The organism is Brevibacterium sanguinis (assembly GCF_003315415.1).
In the GTDB taxonomy this organism is placed as follows: domain Bacteria; phylum Actinomycetota; class Actinomycetes; order Actinomycetales; family Brevibacteriaceae; genus Brevibacterium; species Brevibacterium celere_A.
Map to the genome: position 1 here is coordinate 492,050 of NZ_QNSB01000001.1, position 22,094 is coordinate 514,143.

The following is a 22,094-nucleotide window of genomic DNA, read 5'->3' on the forward strand; positions in this document are numbered from 1 at the left end:
CGGGCCATGACTGAACTCATCGACTCTCCCCGCACCGGCTCTCCGCGCAGCTACGAAGTGAAGACCTACGGCTGCCAGATGAACGTGCACGACTCCGAGCGGCTCTCGGGGCTCCTCGACGACGCCGGCTACATCCGCGCGGACACCGACTCCCAGGCCGATGTCGTCGTCTTCAACACCTGCGCCGTGCGGGAGAACGCCGACAACCGCCTCTACGGCAACCTCGGGCGACTCGCCAAGGTCAAGGAGAGCCACCCCGACCTGCAGATCGCCGTCGGCGGGTGCATGGCGCAGAAGGACCGTGACACGATCGTCAGGAAGGCCCCCTGGGTCGATGTGGTCTTCGGCACCCACAACATGGGTTCGCTGCCCGCCCTGCTCGAACGCGCCCGCCACAACCAGGAGGCGCAGGTCGAGATCCTCGAGAGCCTCGAGGTCTTCCCCTCCACCCTGCCGAGCAGGCGCGAGTCCCAGCATTCCGGCTGGGTGTCGATCTCCGTCGGATGCAACAACACGTGCACGTTCTGCATCGTGCCCAGTCTGCGCGGCAAGGAGAAGGACCGCCGACCCGGCGACATCCTCGCCGAGGTCGAAGCACTCGTCGCCGACGGTGTCGTCGAAGTCACCCTGCTTGGGCAGAACGTCAACTCCTACGGGGCGGAGTTCCGCGACAAGGGGGCGTTCGCGAAGCTGCTGCGCGCCGTCGGCAGTGTCGAGGGAATCGAACGGGTGCGCTTCACCAGCCCCCACCCGGCCGCATTCTCCGACGACGTCATCGACGCGATGGCCGAGACCCCCACCGTCATGCCGCAGCTGCACATGCCCCTGCAGTCCGGCTCGGACACCATCCTCAAGTCGATGCGCCGCTCGTATCGGACCAGCCGGTACATGCGCATCCTCGACAGCGTGCGCGACCGCATTCCCCACGCCGCGATCACGACCGACATCATCGTCGGCTTCCCCGGGGAGACGGAGGAGGACTTCCAGGGCACCATGGACATCGTCCGCCGCGCCCGCTTCTCCCAGGCATTCACCTTCCAGTACTCGATTCGCCCGGGCACCCCGGCCGCGACGATGCCCGACCAGATCCCCAAGGAGATCGTCCAGGAGCGCTTCGAGCGCCTCATCGCCCTCCAGGACGAGATCGCCTGGGAGGAGAACCGGGCGCAGATCGGCCGCGAGGTCGAGGTCCTCGCCACGACCCTGCCGGGCGGGGACTCGCCGAGGCTGAGCGGACGCGCCGCCGACAACCGGCTCGTCCATGTCGCGATCCCCGACGGTGCTCCCGCTCCGCGGCCCGGCGACTTCGTCACCGCCACCGTCACCGACGCCAAGCCCTACTTCCTCCTCGCCGACTCGGGATACGGCGTGCGCCGCTCCCGGGCAGGCGACGCCTACGACCGTGCGCAGGCGGACAGCTGCGGAACCCCCGCCCCGGGACAGACGCCGGGAGCGACGAACCTCGGCATGCCGACGATCCGCCCGCGCGGTTGAGATGGCCCGGTTCGCGCTGATCCCGGCCTCACCCGTGCTGCTCGACGGCGTCGACCGGCTCGAGACCCCGCGTCTCGCCGGTCTGCGGGCCTCCATCGAAGACGTGCTCCGCACCAGCCCCCGCTGGTCACTGCCGGTCGCGGACCTGCCGCCGCTGGCCGGTCTCGGGGGATACGGGATCGACCGCGGCATCGACACCCGATCCGGTGAGCTGCTCGTCGGCGACGACTGGATCGAGGCAGTCGGCGACCTCGGCGATGACGAACGCGCCGCCGCCGAATCGGCGCATCCGGGGATCGGCATCACGCTGCTCCACGCCCACGCGGCGGGGGTGAGCGTGGGCGCACTCGCGGACTCCGGCGACCTCATCATCCCCCTCGACCTCTCGGCGGCAGCCGGGGAGGACTCGCCGCTGGCGCCGGTGCCGGGGGCGACCGCCTTCGACGCGGCCGTCATCGAGGCCCTGGGAGCAGCCGACGTCCCAGCGCTGCTCGACCTCATCGCTGGCGCCGCCGACGTCCACGCGGACCTGACACTGCTCCACGCCGCCCTCAACCACCTCGGCGAGCGTCCGGACAGGGTGTTCGACCTCGAGAAGATCGTCTTCGACGAGGACGTCCACGACGTCCGGTCACTGTGCGGAACGGGACGCTGCTGACGTGGCAGAGCCCATCATCGTCGTCGTCGGGGCCACCGCCACCGGGAAGTCCGAACTCGCCCTCGATCTCGCCGAGCACCTCGGCGGGGAGATCATCAACACCGATTCCATGCAGTTCTACCGGGGCATGGACATCGGCACGGCGAAGCTGCCACTCGCAGAGCGACGGGGGATCGACCACCACCTCATCGACATCCTCGACGTCACCGAGGAGGCGAACGTCCAGGCCTTCCAGGCCCAGGCACGGGCGACGATCGCCGAGGTGCGCTCCCGCGGCCATCGTCCGATCCTCGTCGGCGGCTCGGGACTCTATGTCCGCGCGGCGATCGACCACATGGGCTTCCCCGGCACCGATGCCACCGTGCGGGCGCGCATCGAGGCCGAGGTGGCCGCCGACCGGTGGGAGCGGCACCGGCACCTGATGAGCGTCGACCCCGTGGCAGGGGCGAAGATCACCCCCAACGACGTCCGGCGGATCGTCCGGGCGCTCGAGGTCATCGAACTGACCGGGCAGCCGTTCAGCGCCCAGCTGCCCGACTACCAGGAGGTCGAGCCGACGATCCAGATCGGCCTGCACGTCGACCGCCAGGTCCTGCACCCGCGGATCGCCGAACGCGTTCACACGATGTGGGAGCAGGGCTGGGTCGCCGAGGTCGTCGACCTCCTCGAGCGCGGACTGGCGCAGGGGAAGACCGCGTCGCGGGCCATCGGCTACGCCCAGATCCAGGCCCACCTGGCCGGGAGGATGGACCGCTCCGAGGCGCAGGAGGAGACGATCGTGCGCACCCGGCAGTTCGCCCGGCGCCAGGACACATGGTTCCGCCGCGATCCGCGCATCCACTGGATCGACGCCACCGCCGGGGACGCGGCGGCCAACCGCGACCGTGCCCTGGCCCTGCTCGACGAGCACGCAGGGCGAACCGACGGACGTTGACGCGACGGCCATGGTCGGTCGGGACCGACGGGCGCTGACACGAGGCCCCGGAGCCGACCGATAGGATGGGCACCATGGATTCCCCCTTCGCCGACATCGCAGGCACACCCTTCTACAAGGGCCACGGCACCGAGAACGACTTCGTGCTCCTCGCCGACGACGACGGCCGCCTGAGCCTGCGCCCGGACACGATCGCGGTCCTCGCCGACCGGCGGACCGGCCTCGGCGGTGACGGCGTCATCCGCATCGTCCGGTCGCAGGTCAGCGGAATCCCCGGCGCGGACGAGCAGGCCCGCGACGGCGCCGAATGGTTCATGGACTACTACAACCACGACGGCAGCGTCTCCGAGATGTGCGGCAACGGGGTGCGCGTGTTCGCCCACACCCTCCTCGAGACCGGGCGTGTGTCCGCCGACGCCACGGAGATCCGGATCGCGACCCGCGACGGGATCAAGACCGTGCGCCGCGTCGACAACCCCGCCGGCACCGCCGACTCCTGGTACCGGATCGACATGGGATCCTGGTCGCTCGACGACGAGCCCGTTCTCGTCACCACCTCCGGCATCGATGTCGCCCGGCCCGGGCTGAGCGTCGAGACCGGCAACCCGCACACCGTCGTGGCACTCGCGGAGTTCTCGGAGCTCGACGCGGCCGATCTGCGCGACGCCCCGGTCCTCGAACCCGTGCCGGCGAACGGCTCGAACGTCGAGTACATCGTCATGGAACCCGCCCGCAGCGACATCTCCGGGGGAGAGGGCGCACTGAGGATGCGCGTGTTCGAACGCGGCGTCGGCGAGACCCGATCCTGCGGGACCGGCGCCTGCGCGGCCGCGATCGCCGCCCACCACTGGGCCGGCGCCGACTCACCCGTGCAGTGGCGCGTCGACGTTCCCGGCGGGCAGCTGCGCATCGGCGTCACCGTCGCCGAGGCGGAGAACCGCGGCACCGTGACCCTGGCCGGCCCCGCGGTCATCGTCGCCACCGGCGCGATCGGCTGACCGGAGCGACCACAGCAGGCCGACCACGGCGGGCTGATCGGCCCGATCGCCACCGGCCGACCGAACCCCACCGGCCGACCGCCTCGGCGCTCTCAGTCCGGGGTGCTCTCAGTCCCCGGTGCCGCGATGGATCGTGAGCACGCGGAAGCCCTTCGACGACCCCGTCCGGGTCACCGCGAAACCGTCGCCGAGCATCTCGGCGAGCCAGCGCTGGAGCGAATCCGCGCCGAGGTTCTTCGACACGACGAGATCGGCGCGGCCCCCGGGCGCCAGGCGCGGGATCCACGTGGACAGGAGCCCGTGGAGGATCTCCTTGCCGACGCGGATGGGCGGATTCGACCGGATCGCCGTGAACTCGAGGTCGGCGGGGATGTCCTCGGCCCGCACGGTCCGAATGCAGCCGAGCCCCAGCCTCCGCGCGTTCTCGGCCGTCGACTCGAGCGATCGGGAATTGACGTCGAGCGCCCACACCTCGACGTCCACCTCGGCGTCCTTGGCCCGCAGGGCGGCGTCGAGGGCGATCGGCCCCCATCCGCACCCGAGATCGAGGAGGGCACCGGGCTCCGGGGCGGGCAGGTGGCGCAGCAGCACCGAGGTTCCCAGGTCGAGCCGGGTGGGGGAGAACGTCCCGGCCGCGGTGCGGACGGTGACCTCACGCCCGCCGAGTTCAAGAGTCAGCTCGCGCAGCTTCGCGTCACTGCTCGGCGATTCGGTGAAATAGTGCTCTGACACCGTTACAGTGTAGTGGCCTGTGGGATAATCGATGGACATCCGAACACGCACCACCGGCCCCGGGCGCAGACCGCCCGCCGCCGCAACGAACAAAGGAATGAATGACGCCCACTGACAAAGAGCGCCGGGACGCGATGCTCGACCGTGTGCTCTCGCGAGGCGCTCAGGCGCTCGGCAACCACGAACCCGACGCCGACGAGGAATCGCAGTTCGACCTCGCGGAACGCGCGGCGCTCAAGCGCGTCGCCGGACTCTCGACCGAGCTCGAGGACATCACCGAGGTCGAATACCGCCAGATCCGCCTCGAGCGGGTCGTCCTCGCCGGCCTGTGGAACACGACCCTGGCCGAGGCCGAGAACTCCATCCGCGAGCTCGCCGCCCTGGCCGAGACCGCCGGCTCGATGGTCCTCGACGCCGTCATCCAGCGCCGGGAGAAGCCGGACCCGGGCACGTACCTCGGCCGCGGCAAGGCAGCCGAGCTCGCCGAGATCGTCGCCGCCGTCGGGGCCGATACCGTCATCGTCGACTCCGAGCTCGCGCCCAGCCAGCGACGCGGCCTCGAGGACGTCATCAAGGTCAAGGTCGTCGACCGCGTCGCCCTCATCCTCGACATCTTCGCCCAGCACGCGAAGTCCCGGGAGGGCAAGGCCCAGGTCGAACTCGCCCAGCTCGAGTACCTCCTGCCGCGACTGCGCGGCTGGGGTGAGTCGCTGTCCCGGCAGGCCGGCGGCCGCGTCGCCGGCGGTGCCGGGATCGGCTCGCGCGGACCCGGTGAGACGAAGATCGAACTCGACCGCCGCCGCATCCGCGCCCGGATGGCGAAGCTGCGCCGGGAGATCGCGGCGATGGCCCCGGCCCGGGAGACGAAGCGGAAGAACCGCACCCGCAACCACATCCCCTCGGTCGCGATCGTCGGGTACACGAACGCCGGGAAGTCCTCCCTGCTCAACCGGCTCACCGACGCCGAGGTGATGGTGCAGAACGCGCTGTTCGCGACCCTCGACCCCACGGTGCGGCAGTCGCAGACCGCCGAGGGGATCACGTTCACGTACACCGATACCGTCGGGTTCGTCCGCAACCTCCCGCACCAGCTCGTCGAGGCGTTCCGCTCGACGCTCGAGGAGGCCGCCGACTCCGATCTGCTCCTCCACGTCGTCGACGCCTCCCACCCCGACCCGCACGGGCAGATCCGAGCGGTCAGGGACGTCCTCAAGGACGTCGAGACCGCGGACATCCCCGAGCTGCTCGTCTTCAACAAGTCCGACATCGCCGACGAGACCGTCGTCACCGGCCTGCGGGCCGAGTACCCGAACGCACGGTTCGTCTCCGCGGCCACCGGCGAGGGCCTCGACGGACTTGTCGAGACGATCGAGTCGATGCTGCCCTCGCCGAACGTCGAGGTCTCGGTCCTCATCCCGTACGAGCGCGGCGACCTCGTGTCGAAGATCTACGCTCTGGGCTCCGTCGACCGTGAGGAGCACACGGCGGGCGGGACCGCGCTGCACGCGAAGGTGCCCCAGGACCTGGCGGCCGAGCTCGACGACTTCCGACGTCCGGACATGGTCATCGGCGAGTGAGCTCCGTCGACCAACTGCTCGAGACCGCCGTTGCGGCCATCGGCGGGTCGACCCGGCAGGGCCAGGCCGACATGGCCCAGGCCGTCGGGTCGGCCCTCGACAACGGCGTCCACCTCCTCGTCCAGGCCGGCACCGGCACGGGCAAGTCCCTGGCCTACCTCGTCCCCGCGGCCGAGTTCGCCAGCCGCACCGGGAGCACGGTCATCGTCTCCACGGCGACCCTGGCGCTGCAGACCCAGATCATCCACCGCGACCTGCCGCGCCTGTTCAAGGCCGTGAAGAAGGACCTCGACCCGCTGCCCCGGGCCGCCCTGCTCAAGGGCCGTCGCAACTATGTGTGCAAGCACAAGCTCGCCGGCGGATACCCCGACGAGGGGGAGGGGATGCTCTTCGACCTCGGCGCCGATGCCGCCGCGGGCCGTGCACCCTCCGAGCGCAGCGGACTGGCCGAGGAGATCCAGCGGATTCGCAGCTGGGAGAGGATCACCGAGACCGGTGACCGCGACGACCTCATGCCCGGCGTCAGCGATCGAGCCTGGGCCCAGGTCTCCGTCAACGCCTTCGACTGCCTCGGCTCGAACTGCCCGCTCTACACCGAGTGCTTCGCCGAGCTCGCCCGCAATGCCGCCGCCGAGGCGGACATCGTCGTGACCAATCATGCGCTGCTCGCCATCGACGCCTTCGGGGAGAACACGGTCCTGCCCGAACACGACGTCATCATCATCGACGAGGCCCACGAGCTCAAGGACCGGGTGACCAGCGCCCTGTCCGGTCAGCTGAACGCGACGATGCTCCAGGCCGCGACGAGCTCCGTGCGCAAGCACACCACGGTCCAGGACGGGGACGTCGCCCTCCTCGACACCGCGACGGCCGCCCTCGAGCGGGCGATGAGCGGCATCGGTGAGGGGCTCATCACGGTGATGAGCGAACCCCTCGCTCTCGCTCTCGCCCAGGTCCGCGACTCCGCCCGGCAGATCATCAATGACATCGGCGGCAAGAGCGAGGACGCCGACGCCGGCCGCCAGATGGCCAAGGCCCGGTGCCAGGAGATCTTCGAACTCGCCGAGCGGTTCTCCGACCCGGGGAAGAACGACGTCGTCTGGCTCAGCCGCAGCACCTTCCGGGAGAAGGAGACGACGACCCTCGTCGTCGCCCCGCTGAGCGTGGCCGGAACGATGCGCTCGGGGATCTTCGAGGACTCGACCGTCGTCGCCACCTCGGCGACCCTCGCCCTGGGTGGCAACTTCGACGCCGTCGCCGCCTCCCTCGGACTCTACGGGCCCGATGCGCCGAGGTGGGACTCCCTCGACGTCGGATCCCCCTTCGACTACGGAAAGCAGGGCATCCTCTACGTCGCCGCGCACCTGCCCAAACCGGGCCGCAGCGGGCTGAGCGAGATGGCACTCGCGGAGCTCGAGGAACTCGTCGAGGCCTCGAACGGGGGAGCGCTGGGCCTGTTCTCCTCCCGCGCGGCCGCGAACGCCGCCGCCGAGCACCTGCGGACCCGGCTGCGCATGCCGATCCTCCTCCAGGGCGACGACGGCCTGCCGGCACTCGTCTCCCAGTTCGCCGCCGATGACACGGCCTGCCTGTTCGGCACGATGTCGCTGTGGCAGGGAGTCGACGTGCCCGGACGGACGAACCGACTGGTCATCATCGACCGCCTGCCCTTCCCCCGTCCCGACGACCCGCTCACGCAGGCGCGGTCGCGGGACGCCGACCGTCGCGGCGTCAACGGGTTCATGGCCGTCAGCGCCACCCATGCCGCGCTCCGATTGGCGCAGGGCGCGGGACGGCTCATCCGCTCGACCTCCGATCGCGGGGTCGTCGCGGTGCTCGACTCCCGGCTGCGCTCGGCCCGCTACTCCGGATACCTCGTCAACTCGATGCCGGACATGTGGCCGACGACGGATTCGGCCGTGGTGAAGAAGAGCCTCGAACGGCTCGCCCGCACACCCGAGTGAGGGCGAGCCGCTCGAGGCTCGGAGGACTTGGCACCGGACGACTGCCTCGGCGCCGGTGAGCCGGGTCAGAGGCGGCGGATCACCGCGACGACCAGCCCCATGATCTGGGCGTAGGTGCCGTCGATCGGGTCGTAGTCCTTGTTCTGCGGCAGCAGCCACTGCTGACCGGCCTTGCGCTTGAGGGTCTTCACCGTCGCCTCGCCGTCGAGGAGGGCGGCGACGATCTGCCCGTTGTCGGCCGTGTGCTGCTTGCGCACGACCACCCAGTCGTCGTGGCAGATGGCCGCCTCGATCATCGAATCGCCGACGACCTTGAGCAGGAACATCTCCCCGGAGCCGACGACCTGGGTCGGCAGCGAGAAGACGTCGTCGATCTCCTGCTCGGCGAGGATCGGGCCGCCCGCGGCGATCCGGCCGACGACGGGCACCTGCACCGTGTTGTTCGCGAGCTCCTCGTACTTCGCCCGCTCGGCCTCTTCCTCCTCGAAGGGGTTGACGATCTCGATCGCGCGGGGACGCTTGGGGTCACGACGGACATAGCCGAGGCGCTCGAGCTGGGAGAGCTGGTGGGCGACGCTCGAGAGCGAGGCCAGGCCCGCGGCCTTGCCGATCTCGCGCATGCTCGGTGGATAGCCGTTGGCGACGACCGCCCGTTCGATGGTCTCGAGGACCAGTCGTTGCCGCGGCGTCAGGCGGTAGTCGCCCTCGCCGGTCGAGCCCTCCGGGATCGCGACGTCCTCGTCCTCGCTGCGGGCGGCGGCGACTTCGCTGGCAACATCCTCGTTGCGCGGCCGGCCTCTGCCCCTCTTGCCCTGAACCATTGCTTCCCCTTCGTTCTATTTCCCCTGCGCTCCGAGCCGTCCGCCCGCTCTCGCGAGATGTCGTGTCAGTGCCGCCTGGGATGGTTCTGTCAGACCAATCAACAACGGTGGTTCCCTCTCATTGTCGCATAGATGTTCGAGACGGACTGGACATTTGTTCGAATGGCATGTTGAATAGAACAGACGTTCTACCTTTTGCGGGTGGAATCGTACGAATGAAAGAGGTAATGCGATGTCTGCACAAGCCCAGTCGGCACCGGCCCTGGAACTGCACCTCACTGCGCGCGGACGCCGGGCGCTTCGCCTGCTCCGGACGCTCGTCCTCACCCTGATCATCCTCGGCGGTGCGCTCTTCGTCGCCACCCGCTCTCCGATGGCCGAAGCCGTGCCCGAGTCCGAACCGATCGGCATCGAGGCCGACGCGGTCGTCGTCGGCGAAGGGGAGTCCCTGTGGGAGGTCGCCGTCGGGCTCGACCTCGACCGCGACACCCGTGACGTCGTCGCCGACATCGTCGAGATCAACCACCTGTCCTCTCCCGTGGTCCACCCCGGGCAGACCCTGGATGTGCCGCGACGCTAGACTTGACGGGTGGGAAACATCGAAACTCTGCCCGTGCGCTCGGATCTCGTCGGCCTCAAGCCCTACGGTGCTCCGCACCTCAACGTCCCGGTGCAGCTCAACGTCAACGAGAACGCGTACCCGATCCCGGAGATCGTCGTCGAGTCGATGCGCCGGGCCGCGGACCTGCAGCTGAGCGGGCTCAACCGCTACCCGGACCGGGAGTTCGACGACCTCCGCGGCCACCTCGTCACCTACCTCGCCGGCGTCAACGACCGGGCGGGCACCTCGGTGACCCTGAGCCCGGACATGATCTGGGCCGGGAACGGATCGAACGAGGTCCTCTCCCACATCGTCCAGGCCTTCGGCGGTCCCGGCCGCACGGCCCTCGGCTTCACCCCCAGCTACTCGATGCACCCGCTCATCACGACGGGCACCGGTGCCGCCTGGCAGGCCGCGGCCCGGGATGAGGACTTCGACCTCAGTGCGGAGTTCGTCGCCGCCGAGGTGGCCCGGGTCGATCCCGACATCGTCTTCCTCTGCACGCCGAACAACCCGACGGGAACCTCCATCGGCCTCGACGTCGTCGATGCCGCCTACGACAACTGCTCGGGCATCGTCATCGTCGACGAGGCCTACGCCGAGTTCTCCCGCCCCGCGAAGCCCTCGGCGATGACCCTCCTCGAGGGCCGTCCCCGCCTCGTCGTGTCCCGGACGATGAGCAAGGCCTTCGCGTGCGCCGGGCTGCGCCTGGGCTATGCGATTGCGGCGCCCGAGCTCATCGACGCGCTGCGGCTCGTGCGCCTGCCCTACCACCTCTCGGCCGTCACCCAGGCGCTGGCCTGCGCGGCCCTCGAGCACTCCGCTGTGCTCCTCGACAACGTCGACCGGCTCATCGACTCCCGCAACCGCATCGCCGAGCACCTGGCCCGCGTCGGCTTCCGCGTCTACCCCAGCGACTCCAACTTCGTCCTCTTCGGCGACGTCGCCTCCCCACCGCAGCTGTGGCAGGACCTGCTCGATCGCGGCATCCTCATCCGCGACATCGGCATCCCGCACCACGCGCGGGTGAATGCCGGTACCGAGGAGGAGACGACCGTGTTCCTGCGGGCGATCGACGAGATCCTCGCCGCGAATCCCGGCACCCTGCTGACCGAAGCGTGAACGCATGAGAACCTCGCAGACCGATCCGGGCGACAATGGTGGGCAGTTTGCGCACAGCACCCATGACGAAAGGCAATCCATGAGGCAGGCCCAGCGATCACGAGAGACCTCCGAGTCCTCGGTCTCCGTCTCCGTCGACCTCGACGGCACGGGGACGTCGGAGATCTCGACGAGCGTGCCGTTCTTCGACCACATGCTCACGGCCCTGTCGAAGCACTCGCTCATCGACATGGAGATCCGCGCCGAGGGCGACACCCACATCGACGTCCACCACACCGTGGAGGACACCTCGATCGTCCTCGGTCAGGCACTCGGCGAGGCGCTCGGGGACAAAGCGGGCATCCGCCGCTACGGATCCGCCGCGGTGCCGCTCGATGAGGCCCTGGCCAGCTGCGTCGTCGACGTCTCCGGCCGCCCCTACTTCGTCCACGTCGGCGAGCCCGAGGGTCAGCAGTACCACCTCATCGGCGGCCACTTCACCGGATCGATGACCTCGCATTCGCTCGAGTCGCTGGCCTTCCACGCCGGCCTCACCGTCCACCTCGACCTGGTGCGCGGTCGCGACCCCCACCACATCGTCGAAGCCCAGTTCAAGGCCTTCGCCCGGGCGCTGCGCGAAGCCGTCGAGTTCGACGCCCGCAGCAGCTCCGTGCCGAGCACCAAGGGAGTTCTGTGAGCACCACCGTCGTCGTCACCCCGTTCGGAGTCCCCGAGCAGCTCGCCGCCGCCTGCGTGCTCTCGAACATCCGGGGCACGATCGTGCCGATCGGAGACTTCTCCGGCATCGTCCTCGCCGACACCGATGTGCAGGCGGGGAACGAGGCGGCCGCCGCGATCTCGAAGCTCGCAGGCAAGCACGAGGTCCTCCTCCTCGTGCGCAGCGAGGAGCAGATCGATGCCGGTCACTACCGCAAGGGCACCCGTGAGTCCGATGTGCCGGCGGGACTGGCGCTGAAGAACCTGCCCGACGTCCTCGAGAAGCTCCTCCTCGAGATCGTGTCCGCCGAGGACGTCGAGGGCAGCATCCCCACCTCGTCGATGACCAAGCTCCAGGCGAGCGCCCAGACGATGACCCCGGGCCGGGCGGCACTCGCCCGCACGGCCCTGCTGTGGATCGTCGTCGCCCTGCTCGCCGGGATCGTCACCGCCTTCGGAATCACCGTCGGGATGGGCGGCAACACCGTCGCCTGGGTCGTCGCCGTGTTCGGCGCCGTCGTCCTCGGGTTCTCGCTTTGGCGCATCCGCCATGTGCTGACGAAGGGAGTCACACGATGAAGCGCATCGCCGTCCTCGACTACGGGGCCGGGAACATCCGCTCCGCCGTCCGCGCGGCCGAGGCCGCCGGCGCCGAGGTGAGCCTGACGTCCGACCCCGACGTCATCGACTCGGCCGACGGCCTCCTCGTCCCCGGCGTCGGGGCGTACTCCGCCGTCATGTCCGGGCTCGAGAGGGTCGGCGCCGTCGACATCATCCGCAGCTGGCACGACCAGCAGCGGCCCCTGCTCGGCATCTGCGTCGGACTCCAGGTCTTCTTCTCCGAGGGGGACGAGCACGGGGTGCGCACCGCGGGCATCGGCCTGTGGACGGGGGCCGTCACCGCACTCAAGGCGCCCGTCGTCCCGCACATGGGATGGTCACACGTCTCCGCTCCCGCCGAGTCGCGGATGTTCGCCGGGATCGAGGATGAGATGTTCTACTTCGTCCACTCCTATGCCGCCACCGCCGCTCCGGAGAACACGCTCGTGACCACCGCGACCCACGGTGGGACGTTCGTCGCCGCGGTCGAGGACCGCACCACCTGGGCGGCTCAGTTCCACCCGGAGAAGTCGGCGGCCGCGGGCGCCGGTCTCCTGCGCAACTGGGTGAACTCCGCCACCGGGAGCTGATCTGCCGCCAGCGCCAATCCGGCCGACCTCCGATCCGGCCGACCGCCGGGCACCGGTCGCCCGCTGCCGATCCGGCCGAACGCCGGGTACCGACAGTCCGGTACACAACCGGTCACCGACTTCTCCGACCGCCAACCCCACGCGGCGTCCGACCGCCGCAAGAAAGGTCATCATGACTGACACCCCGAATTCCGACCGACTCGTCCTCCTGCCCGCCGTCGACGTCGCCGACGGCAAAGCCGTCCGCCTCGTCCAGGGCGAGGCCGGCACCGAGACCGATTACGGCTCGCCCATCGACGCCGCCCACGACTTCGAGTCCCGCGGTGCCGAATGGATCCACCTCGTCGACCTCGATGCGGCGTTCGGACGCGGCTCCAACTCTGAGCTGCTCAATCAGGTCGTCAAGGCCGTCGGGATCAAGGTCGAGCTCTCGGGCGGGATCCGCGACACCGAGAGCCTCGAACGGGCGCTCGACACCGGTGCCGAGCGTGTCAACATCGGCACCGCGGCGCTCGAGAACCCTGACTGGACGGCGGAGATGATCTCCCGCTTCGGCGACCAGGTCGCCATCGGCCTCGACGTGCGCGGCACGACGCTGGCCGCCCGCGGCTGGACCCAGGACGGGGGAGACCTCTACGAGGTCCTCGCCGCCCTCGAAGCCGCCGGCTGCGCCCGTTACGTCGTCACCGACGTGCGCAAGGACGGCACCCTCCAGGGCCCCAACCTCGAACTCCTGCGGTCGCTGGCCGAGAAGACCGACAAGCCGATCGTCGCCTCGGGCGGGGTCTCGAGCCTCGAGGATCTGAGGAACCTGCGCGAGCTCGTTCCCCTCGGCGTCGACTCCGCGATCGTCGGCAAGGCCCTCTACGCCGGCAAGTTCACCCTGGAAGAGGCCCTCGACGTCGCCGGACGCTGAGCGTGTCCACCGATTCCGCCGGCCGGCCCTGGGCCGGACGCGAACTCAAGCCCAACCCGTTCTCCGGTGACACCGGGCTCGGCGACGAGGGGCTGCTCACCGCCCTGCAGGAGGTGCAGGCCTCTCCGCTCGACCCCGAGCGGCACCGGCAGGTCCTCGCGGCACTGGCCGGGGTGCGCCTCTACGCGCCGATCGTGCCCATCGCCGTCGACCACGAGGTCGGCGAGCACGGGCACATGGTCGACAACTCCTCGGAGATGGCGATGGTCCGACTCCAGGCCGAGGACGGACGTGAGTGCACTCCCGGGTTCTGCTCGATCCCGCCGCTGACCCGGTGGCACGACTCGGCGCGGCCGGTGCCGATCGAGGCCGAACGTCTCGTGCTCGGGGCGATCGAAGCCGGTTCCCAGCTCGTCGTCCTCGACCCCGGAGCCGCCCACTCCTTCCTCCTGCGCCGGCCCGCCCTCTTCGCCTTCGCCCAGGGACAGGACTGGACCCCGTCCTGGGCCGACGCCGAGGTGGGCCGCCGCCTCGCGGAGATCGGCCAGTCGTTCCCGTGGCTGGCCTCGGTGCAGGTGAGCCCGGGCAGTGGCAGCGTCCACATCGGGGGAGCGGAACTCGGGATCAGCCTCGGCGTGAAGTCCGAGGTCAGCGCCGCCGAGGTGCAACGCTTCCAGCAGGCTCTTGCCGCGGATCCGGAGCTCGTCGAGAAGATCGACTCCCTGGCGATCCGGATCCAGCCCACTTCCTGAGTCGACGGCGTCATCAGGGCGCCGTGACGCTCGCAGTGCTCGGTTGCAGTGTCGGGCACTCTCCGTCGCGATCCAGCTCCAGCGCAGCCCGTGATCGGGACGGAGTGGACCGGGGCCTGCTAGGGAGTTCCACTCAACGGGACCTGACCGCGTCGCTCGTGACCTGGCAGCCGGTGGCCGTTAGCCTGAACGCATGAACGAACTGCGAGACCTGAGCCAACCACTGGCCCCGGACGACAGCTACCTCGATCACATCGAACGCGAGACCGAAGCACGGGCCGCCACAGCAGCAGGATGGGAATCCGAATTCACCGGCGCGCCGGATTCCTCGTCCCGGGCGCTGGCTGAGAACATCGACGAACTCTCCGATGACCTCGTCGGACTGCTCCACACCATTCATGGTCTGGCCGAGACCGCGTTCGAGGAACACGCGTCTGCCGCGGCGATCGCCGACCTCGTCGCCTCCCACGGAACCACCGTCGAGCGAGGGGTCTACGGACTCGACACCGCGGTCTGGGCGACGACCGGGGCGGGGAACGGACGCACGATCGCCATCCTCGCCGAGTACGACGCCCTGCCCGGGATCGGACACGGCTGCGGGCACAACCTCATCGCCGCCTGCGCGGTCGGCGCCTTCCTGTCACTGGCGGCGCTGCACCGAGCGAACCCTGACGCCGTGCCCGGCACTGTCGTCCTCCTCGGCACCCCGGCCGAGGAAGGGCACTCGGGCAAGGAGCTGATGGCTCGTGAAGGCGCCTTCGACGGAATCGACGCCGCCATCATGGTCCACGGGTACGGCTACGACTGCGCCGACCAGGTGTGGCTCGGCCGTCGGCTGCTCGACGTGACGTTCAAGGGAGTGCCCGCTCACGCCTCGGCGCAGCCATTCATGGGAAAGAACGCACTCGACGCGGCCGCTCTCTTCTACCAAGGCCTCGGGCTTCTGAGGCAGCAGATGCCGCCGATCTCCAGGCTGCACGCCGTCGTCTCCGAAGGCGGGACCCGGCCGTCGATCATCTCGGAACTCGCGCAGGTCAAATGCTACGTGCGCTCGAAGTACCCCGAGACGCTCAAAGAGCTCTCGGCTCGCGTCGAGGACGTCGCGAAAGGTGCGGCACTGATGACCGGCACGGGGGTCGACATCCGCTGGGACGAACACGCACCGTCCCTGCCGGTGCGCGGCAATGACGCGCTGACCAAACGCTGGGCCCTCCACGAAGAGAAGCGCGGCAGGCATCCGGTGCCGGCGGGAGTGCTGGACGAATCCATCGCCGCATCCACCGATTTCGGCAATGTGTCCTACCGCATCCCCGGCATCCACCCGCTGCTGAAGACAGCGGATTCCGAAGTCGCCCTGCACACTCGCGAGTTCGCGGCCGCCGCAGCCTCCGACGATGCCGAGGCCGCGACCCGGGATGGTGCCTATGGTCTCGCGTGCACGGCGCTGGACTTCCTCGTCGACGATGCTCTCGCCGCCGAGGTGGTCGCCGAGTTCCAGCGTGCAGGCGGTGCCATCGACGTACCCAACTACTTCAACTGAGCCCCACTCGAGCTGTCGGTGCATGACCGGTGCCGATGGCGAACCAACTATCGACACAACGAGGTATCGAGGAGAACACGATGTCAACGACGACACAGGGCAGGATCAGCCGGGGGCAGAGGATCCTCGACGCGATCGAACGGGTCGGGAACAAGCTCCCCGAACCGTTCACGCTGTTCCTCGGACTGTTCATCATCACCGGTCTCATCTCGACGGCGATGGCCATGGCCGGAGTCTCGGTGGCCATTCCCGGTGCGGATGAGACCGTGACGATCAAGGGCCTGTTCACCGGCGAGGGTCTGTCGTGGCTGACGACGACGATGGGCGACAACTACATCGGGTTCCCGCCCTTGGCCACGGTGCTTCCCATCCTGCTCGCCGTCGGTGTCGCCGAGAAGTCCGGGATGCTCGCCGCTGCGGTGCGGATCGCGTTCGGATCCAGCCCCCGCTGGCTGCTGCCCTATGCCGTCGGGTTCGTCGGCGTCGTCGGGTCGATCATGGCCGACTCCGCGTTCATCATCATCCCGCCCCTGGCCGCTCTCGTCTTCAAGGCCGCGGGCCGGCATCCGATGGCCGGTCTCATCGGCGGATTCGCCGCCACTGGCGCCGGCTACTCGACCTCGGTGGTGCCGACGAGCCTCGACGCGCTCTTCGCCGGCATCACCACCTCGGTGATGGAGACCCTGCCGGGCACCGAGTACTCCGCGGTCAACCCGGTGTCGAACTACTTCTTCAACATCGTCGCCTCGATCGTCCTGTCGGTCATCGCCGGGTTCATCATCGACAAACTCATCGAACCGAACATGGTCCGCAAGGGAATCTCCCGCGACACGGTGGGCAGCGGGCTCAGCCCGGAGTACCGGGCCGCCGATTCCCCGTTCGCGAACAATGCGCCCGAAGGTGAGGTTGTCGATGGCGATCGCATCGGCACCGGCGCCGAGGCGGGGGAGCGGGACAGCGATGCGCGGAGCACCGGAGGGGCCACAGGAGCCGGATCCGCCTCAGGTGACGGCGACGCGTCTGCCGCCGGGGACGCGCCGATGAAAGCGCACCTCGAGCCGGAGGAGAAGAAGGGTCTGCTCTGGGCCGTGGTCTCGGGGCTGCTGCTCACCGCGCTGATCCTCTTCGCCGTCCTCATCCCGACCTCCCCATGGCGCAATGAGGACGGAGGGTTCCTGCCGAAGTCGCCGCTGCTGTCGTCGATCGTCTTCATCGTGTTCGCGTACTTCATCACGATGGGAATCGTCTACGGCATCAAGGTCCGCACGATCAAGTCGATGAACGACGTCGTGCGGATGATGGGGGAGTCGATCGTCGACATGATGTCGTTCCTCATCCTCGCGTTCATCCTCGGCCAGTTCATCGCCCTGTTCAACTGGACGGGGATCGGCTCGTGGATCGCCGTCACCGGTGCCGCCAGCCTCGAGGCGATCAACCTCACCGGGTTCCCGGCGATCATCGGGTTCATGCTGCTCGCGAGCATCCTCAACCTGTTCATCGTGTCAGGCTCGTCGATGTGGACGCTCATGGCCGCCGTGTTCGTGCCGATGTTCGCTCTCCTCGGCTACGAGCCCGCGTTCGTCCAGGCCGCCTTCCGCGTCGGCGACTCGGCCACGCAGGTCATCACGCCGCTCAACCCGTACATGATCGTCCTCCTCGGACTGGTCCGCCGTTATGAGCCCGACGCGGGTCTCGGCACGGTGATCTCGCGGATGTTCCCGTTCGTCATCCCGTTCTGGCTCGCCTGGGCCGCCCTGCTCGCGGTCTGGTACTTCCTCGACCTGCCGCTGGGCCCCGGGAACGGGATCTTCCTCGGGTGATAGTGGGGTGGTGGAAGTGAGGCGCTTGTTCTCATCGCCCGATCCAGCGAGGCGGCACTTACAGTCACCGGTCCGAACGGGATTCACCGGTCCAGCGCGAGTAGTCCATCACCGCTCCCAGGTGATCGAGCTTGTTCGGGTTCACGACCGAGTAGATTCCATGGATACCCTCCGGGCCCGCGTCAAGTGCGAGCACCGCAATGATCCCGCCGCCGATGCTGTCATCGGCGCTGACGACGACACCCGGACCCAGGTTGACGGAACACGGCTCAAGCGAGGTGGGGAAGGCCCGTTTTCTGAATCCTGTGAGCAGACGTGACACCGCTTTGCGACCGTGCACCGGCTGGGAGATCGCCATCCCCGGCGGCACCTGCCCGCCGCCGTCTCCCATGAAGACCACGTCCTCGGTGAGCAGGTCGACGAAATCATCGACGGCTCCGTTCTCGCAGGCGGCGATGAACCGTTCGACGAGTTGAGTCTGCTGCTGAGACCGCGGTCGGAATCGTGGGCGACCGGACGCGATCCGATGTCGGGCTCTCGACACCAGCTTCCGAGTCGTCGGCTCAGTGCGGCCGAGGATCTCGGCAGTCTCCGAGTACGAGTAGCCGAGCACCTCATAGAGTACGAGCGCGGCTCGCTCGCTTGGACTCAGACGTTCGAGCATGACGAGAAAGGCGAACGAGAGTTCATCAGCCAACTCAGCGTGGTCGGCTGCCTCGTCTCCGGTTCGAGGGGTCAGGATCGGTTCCGGCAGCCACTCCCCGACATAGCGTTCGCGTTGCGCACGCGCCGAACGGAAACGGTCGATACCGAGTCGTGCAGCGACGGTGCTGACGAAGGCCTCCGGTTCTCGGACATGGCCGGCGGCTATCAACCGAGCCATGGACTCCTGTGCGATATCCTCGGCATCACTGACAGTGCCCACCATCCGGTAGGCCACTCCAAAAGCGCGGCCGCGGCATCTTCGCAGCTCCTCGTTGTCAAGGGCAGTCACGAACCAGTCCTCCGGGGGCCGACAGACTCACGACCGGAAAGCGGATGTGTGGGTCGGCGGACGAGGTACGGTCCGGGGTGCCGAAACAGCCAGCGGGCACCGTTCAGCGTCATGTCCTTGTACGCAATGGCGGGGCGTCCGGTGAGGACCGCGTTCTTCGGCCTCCCTCGGGCATCCAGGAACTGCACCACCCCGTTCTGACGTCCCAGGCTCAGACACTCGTGCACGTAGCGGAACCGAAAAGGTCGAACCGAGCGTCCGGTCAGCTCTGCGGCGATCGCATCCGCTGCGGCGGGTCCCGTGAAGCCACCCGTCCGGCATCCCATCGCCAACGACAATCCCCACGGCCCCGGCACTGCTGCCGCGTCACCGATCACCCACACCTGGTGATGGGAGATCGACCGCAGGGTCTCGTCCACGAGCGCACGTCCCCGACCGTCGGCGGCCAATCCCATGGACGCGATCAGAGGAGACGGCCGGAAACCGCCGGCCCAGTGACAGAGGTCCGCGTGCAGCGCCTCGCCGGTGGTCAACCGAACCTCATCGGCTGTCACTTCGGCGACGCGACCCTTGACTTGGAGGACGCCGAGCTGGTCCAGAATCCTGTCGAGATACCGTCGACCGCGTGGAGCAAGGGAACCGCCCACCTCGCCGGCACTGACCAAAGTCACGGTGATTCCTGGCCACTGCTCGGCAGTTTCGGTCGCGATCTCCACGCCGGTCAGGCCGCCGCCACAGACGACTACTTCGCCCCGTGTGCGTGCCAGTTCCTTCATCCGGATGGAAACCGCCTCCGCCGCCGAACGATCGTCGAGCAGCACCGCGTGCTCGGCGACGCCGTCGACGGCAGTGGAACTCGTTTCGCTGCCCAGCGCCACCACGAGAGTGTCGAAGGCGAGCGAAGCTCCCTGGACAAGATCGACGGTACTGTTGTGCCAATCGACTCCGACTACGTTACCCAGACGAAGGTTCACTCCGTGCGGCCGCAGATGATCGGCCAGGGTGAACCGGGGGACGGGCTGACCAGTGGCCACCTGATGCAGCCGCGGTCGTTCGATGAACTCCGGTTCCCGGGTCACAACCGTGACCGTGTAATCCCGAGGAGGGAGCTGACGTGCTAGGCGCTGAGCCGCTGTGAGGCCGGAGTAACCGGCTCCGAGCACAAGAATCTGATGTGTGTGAGTCTTCATGCCAATCATGACGAATCCCCCCACGCTTTTGTGACCTTGTGGTTCTCAACAGCCCTCCCAGAGAATGATGTCGTGCTCTGGGAGGCCACGTCACGCTTCGCCGCTCGAATCGAACGCCCAGTGACAGGGACACCGGTGCAATGCGGGATCCACAACTCCACGAATCCCTCGAGCGGAGGTCGACGTCCAGAGACTTATTCGTTCAGCGCACCGGCCCGGTGAACTTCTCTCCCGGACCCTGACCCGGTGCATCCGGAATCGCCGAGGCTTCACGGAACGCGAGCTGCAGGCTGCGCAGTCCATCGCGCAGGGGACGGGCATGGTGGTCGCCGATGACGGTGGCGGCACCGGTGACCAGCCCGGCGAGTGCGGTGATGAGCTTGCGGGCCTCGTCGAGGTCCGTGAAGTCAGCCGCGGGCGTCTCAGGGGTGTCCTCGGCCAGGCCGCACTTGACCGCTGCGGCGGACATGAGGTGAACGGCGGTCGAGGTGATGACCTCGACGGCGGGAACTTCGGCGATGTCGCGGGTGACGTCGGCGACAGCGGAAGTCTCGGCGGAACCGGCGTCGGAAGAGGCTCCGGCAGGAGCGGACTCGTGAGAATTCATGCTCCAAGCTTGACATATCATCGAGGCTCAGCCGGCAGTCGCCCGGCAGGATCTGCATCACTCCGGACCACCGATGGAAGGACCCGAATGCCGCCCAGAGACGAGCATGTTATCGAAGTCCTGCGCGACGGCGGCGTCCACGAGGCAACCGTGTCGTGGTGGTACGGCGACGCCCAGTGGACAGTGCGCCTCGAATCCCGGGGCATCAGAGCCTTCGAACCCGTCGAAAACCGCGCCGACGACGCGTTCGAAGCACTGTGCCTGGTCCGCGACCAACTTGAATCACTCGGATGGCGCCTCGGCATCGCCGGTGCGCAGATCGATGTCTGGCCCAGCGGCATGGCTCGCGATCAGGGCGGAGGACTGCGGGCCTACCGCATGACCGAGGATCGGGTCGAAGGGATGGTGGACACGTTCGCCCCTGTCGACCCTGCCTCGGTGGTCACCGTCGATGAACAGCGGGCCGAAGCCGACCGCCTGTACGCGGAGATCCAGCGTCGAGGCGCAGACGGCCGCAGCGCAGCAGGCTGACGGTCCGCGCACTGCGGCCAGAGCCGCCCGCTGACGCGCGATCGGGCCTCGATGTGCGTGGGCTCCGGAACCGTAGTACAATTGATTGTGGTGCGAAGCGGAGTCTGACTCCCACCTTGATCGTGAGAAGCGATCGGGTCCAATGATCTGCTGACTGACAGCTTGGAGTGCGAACTCGAGAAGGAAGCAGCGGGTCGAGGTGTATTCACTTGAACCCGCAGTGGTTGTGTGTGCAGGCTCCCTTGGCATTCGTGTCAGTGGGAGCCTTTTTCATTGCCACGACACCATTTGAGCGAAAAAGGAGTGAACACATCAGCGAGACGCGCATCAATGACCGGATTCGGGTTCCCGAGGTCCGGTTGGTCGGACCCAACGGTGAACAAGTCGGTATCGTTGCCATTCGCAAGGCACTCGACCTTGCCCGCGAAGCAGACCTCGACCTCGTCGAAGTCGCCCCGCAGGCAAAGCCTCCCGTGGCGAAACTCATGGACTACGGGAAGTTCAAGTACGAATCCGCTCAGAAGGCCAGGGAAGCCCGGAAGAATCAGGCGAACACCGCTCTGAAGGAGATCCGCTTCCGTCTCAAGATCGATGAGCACGACTACGAGACGAAGAAGGGTCACGTCACCCGCTTCCTGTCCGCCGGAGACAAGGTCAAAGTGATGATCATGTTCCGCGGCCGTGAACAGTCTCGACCTGAGATGGGCATCAAGCTGCTGAATCGCCTGGCCGAAGATGTGTCCGAGCTGGGCACTGTCGAGTCCTCACCCAGGGTCGACGGCCGCAACATGGTGATGGTCATCGCCCCTCATAAGTCAAAGTCCGACGCCAAGGCGGAGGCCCGCAAGGCTGCGAATGAAGCCAAGGGTCGCACCGCCGAAGTGAAGTCTCGACGCGATCGCGCTGCTGCGGAGAAGAACGCACCAACCGACGCGTGAGAAGTGTGTACCAAGTCGT

The 22,094-nt window shown here is 68.2% G+C and carries 22 protein-coding genes; 17 read left to right on the forward strand and 5 right to left on the reverse strand.

The window, feature by feature from the left end; all coding sequences use genetic code 11:
• Positions 1–6 precede the first annotated feature (6 nt).
• The 4 genes from miaB to dapF all read left to right on the forward strand — a co-directional run bounded on the left by miaB (position 7) and on the right by dapF (position 4,084).
• Positions 7–1,494 carry a tRNA (N6-isopentenyl adenosine(37)-C2)-methylthiotransferase MiaB gene (gene miaB, locus DFO65_RS02245; RefSeq protein WP_113902765.1) on the forward strand — a complete coding sequence of 496 codons (1,488 nt, stop codon included), beginning with the start codon at positions 7–9 and terminating at the stop codon, positions 1,492–1,494.
• Between the two features lies 1 nt (position 1,495).
• Positions 1,496–2,152, forward strand: coding sequence for a class III extradiol ring-cleavage dioxygenase family protein (locus tag DFO65_RS02250; protein WP_113902766.1), 657 nt, complete (start codon positions 1,496–1,498; stop codon positions 2,150–2,152).
• 1 nt (position 2,153) lies between these two features.
• Complete coding sequence (gene miaA, locus DFO65_RS02255; protein WP_113902767.1) at positions 2,154–3,086, forward strand: tRNA (adenosine(37)-N6)-dimethylallyltransferase MiaA; 933 nt, start codon at positions 2,154–2,156, stop codon at positions 3,084–3,086.
• Between the two features lie 74 nt (positions 3,087–3,160).
• Entirely contained in the window at positions 3,161–4,084 is a 924-nt protein-coding gene (gene dapF / locus DFO65_RS02260) for a diaminopimelate epimerase (protein WP_113902768.1), read from the forward strand.
• Positions 4,085–4,192: 108 nt separating this feature from the next.
• Here the strand turns inward: dapF and DFO65_RS02265 are convergent, their stop codons facing one another.
• Complete coding sequence (locus DFO65_RS02265) at positions 4,193–4,816, reverse strand: class I SAM-dependent methyltransferase (protein WP_113902769.1); 624 nt, start codon at positions 4,814–4,816, stop codon at positions 4,193–4,195.
• A gap of 101 nt (positions 4,817–4,917) precedes the next feature.
• Between DFO65_RS02265 and hflX the strand changes: the two genes are divergently transcribed.
• A complete protein-coding gene (gene hflX, locus DFO65_RS02270) occupies positions 4,918–6,393 on the forward strand; it encodes a GTPase HflX (RefSeq protein WP_113902770.1) in 1,476 nt (491 codons plus the stop codon).
• Positions 6,390–8,357: an ATP-dependent DNA helicase gene (locus DFO65_RS02275; protein ID WP_113902771.1), complete on the forward strand. Its 1,968-nt coding sequence runs from the start codon at positions 6,390–6,392 to the stop codon at positions 8,355–8,357. Before hflX ends, DFO65_RS02275 begins: the two co-directional genes overlap by 4 nt.
• A 65-nt stretch (positions 8,358–8,422) precedes the next feature.
• Here DFO65_RS02275 and lexA read toward each other — a convergent pair whose 3' ends face one another.
• Positions 8,423–9,178, reverse strand: a complete 756-nt coding sequence (gene lexA / locus DFO65_RS02280) for a transcriptional repressor LexA (RefSeq protein ID WP_113902772.1) — start codon at positions 9,176–9,178, stop codon at positions 8,423–8,425.
• Positions 9,179–9,410: 232 nt separating this feature from the next.
• On the opposite strand from lexA, the gene DFO65_RS02285 reads away from it, so the two are divergent.
• The 9 genes from DFO65_RS02285 (at position 9,411) to DFO65_RS02325 (ending at position 17,815) form a co-directional block, all read left to right on the forward strand.
• Positions 9,411–9,758 (forward strand): LysM peptidoglycan-binding domain-containing protein, encoded by a 348-nt coding sequence (locus DFO65_RS02285; protein WP_113902773.1) that lies wholly within the window; start codon positions 9,411–9,413, stop codon positions 9,756–9,758.
• A 9-nt stretch (positions 9,759–9,767) separates the two neighbouring features.
• On the forward strand, positions 9,768–10,901 hold the full coding sequence (locus DFO65_RS02290) for a histidinol-phosphate transaminase (protein WP_113902774.1): 1,134 nt from the start codon (positions 9,768–9,770) through the stop codon (positions 10,899–10,901).
• Between the two features lie 79 nt (positions 10,902–10,980).
• Positions 10,981–11,577 (forward strand): imidazoleglycerol-phosphate dehydratase HisB, encoded by a 597-nt coding sequence (gene hisB / locus DFO65_RS02295; RefSeq protein WP_113902775.1) that lies wholly within the window; start codon positions 10,981–10,983, stop codon positions 11,575–11,577.
• Positions 11,574–12,176 carry a hypothetical protein gene (locus tag DFO65_RS02300; RefSeq protein WP_113902776.1) on the forward strand — a complete coding sequence of 201 codons (603 nt, stop codon included), beginning with the start codon at positions 11,574–11,576 and terminating at the stop codon, positions 12,174–12,176. The genes hisB and DFO65_RS02300 overlap by 4 nt, the downstream gene beginning before the upstream one ends.
• A complete protein-coding gene (hisH, locus tag DFO65_RS02305) occupies positions 12,173–12,787 on the forward strand; it encodes an imidazole glycerol phosphate synthase subunit HisH (RefSeq protein WP_113902777.1) in 615 nt (204 codons plus the stop codon). The genes DFO65_RS02300 and hisH overlap by 4 nt, the downstream gene beginning before the upstream one ends.
• 172 nt (positions 12,788–12,959) lie before the next feature.
• The gene (gene priA, locus DFO65_RS02310; protein ID WP_113902778.1) at positions 12,960–13,703 is read left to right on the forward strand and encodes a bifunctional 1-(5-phosphoribosyl)-5-((5-phosphoribosylamino)methylideneamino)imidazole-4-carboxamide isomerase/phosphoribosylanthranilate isomerase PriA; all 744 of its coding nucleotides are present in this window, start codon (positions 12,960–12,962) and stop codon (positions 13,701–13,703) included.
• 2 nt (positions 13,704–13,705) lie between these two features.
• Entirely contained in the window at positions 13,706–14,455 is a 750-nt protein-coding gene (locus DFO65_RS02315; protein WP_113902779.1) for an SseB family protein, read from the forward strand.
• A gap of 193 nt (positions 14,456–14,648) precedes the next feature.
• Positions 14,649–15,995 carry a M20 family metallopeptidase gene (locus DFO65_RS02320; RefSeq protein ID WP_113902780.1) on the forward strand — a complete coding sequence of 449 codons (1,347 nt, stop codon included), beginning with the start codon at positions 14,649–14,651 and terminating at the stop codon, positions 15,993–15,995.
• Positions 15,996–16,075: 80 nt separating this feature from the next.
• Complete coding sequence (locus tag DFO65_RS02325) at positions 16,076–17,815, forward strand: AbgT family transporter (protein ID WP_113902781.1); 1,740 nt, start codon at positions 16,076–16,078, stop codon at positions 17,813–17,815.
• A gap of 64 nt (positions 17,816–17,879) precedes the next feature.
• On the opposite strand, the gene DFO65_RS02330 is transcribed toward DFO65_RS02325, so the two are convergent.
• From DFO65_RS02330 to DFO65_RS02340, 3 genes are all read right to left on the reverse strand, one after another.
• Complete coding sequence (locus DFO65_RS02330) at positions 17,880–18,809, reverse strand: sigma-70 family RNA polymerase sigma factor (RefSeq protein WP_147233205.1); 930 nt, start codon at positions 18,807–18,809, stop codon at positions 17,880–17,882.
• The gene (locus DFO65_RS02335; RefSeq protein WP_113938671.1) at positions 18,806–20,008 is read right to left on the reverse strand and encodes an NAD(P)/FAD-dependent oxidoreductase; all 1,203 of its coding nucleotides are present in this window, start codon (positions 20,006–20,008) and stop codon (positions 18,806–18,808) included. Before DFO65_RS02335 ends, DFO65_RS02330 begins: the two co-directional genes overlap by 4 nt.
• Positions 20,009–20,201: 193 nt before the next feature.
• Positions 20,202–20,606 (reverse strand): DUF1844 domain-containing protein, encoded by a 405-nt coding sequence (locus tag DFO65_RS02340; protein ID WP_113902784.1) that lies wholly within the window; start codon positions 20,604–20,606, stop codon positions 20,202–20,204.
• Between the two features lie 87 nt (positions 20,607–20,693).
• Between DFO65_RS02340 and DFO65_RS02345 the strand changes: the two genes are divergently transcribed.
• Both DFO65_RS02345 and infC read left to right on the forward strand, forming a co-directional pair.
• The gene (locus tag DFO65_RS02345) at positions 20,694–21,137 is read left to right on the forward strand and encodes a hypothetical protein (protein ID WP_113902785.1); all 444 of its coding nucleotides are present in this window, start codon (positions 20,694–20,696) and stop codon (positions 21,135–21,137) included.
• A 209-nt stretch (positions 21,138–21,346) separates the two neighbouring features.
• Positions 21,347–22,075 (forward strand): translation initiation factor IF-3, encoded by a 729-nt coding sequence (gene infC, locus DFO65_RS02350; RefSeq protein ID WP_245940426.1) that lies wholly within the window; start codon positions 21,347–21,349, stop codon positions 22,073–22,075.
• Positions 22,076–22,094 lie beyond the last annotated feature (19 nt).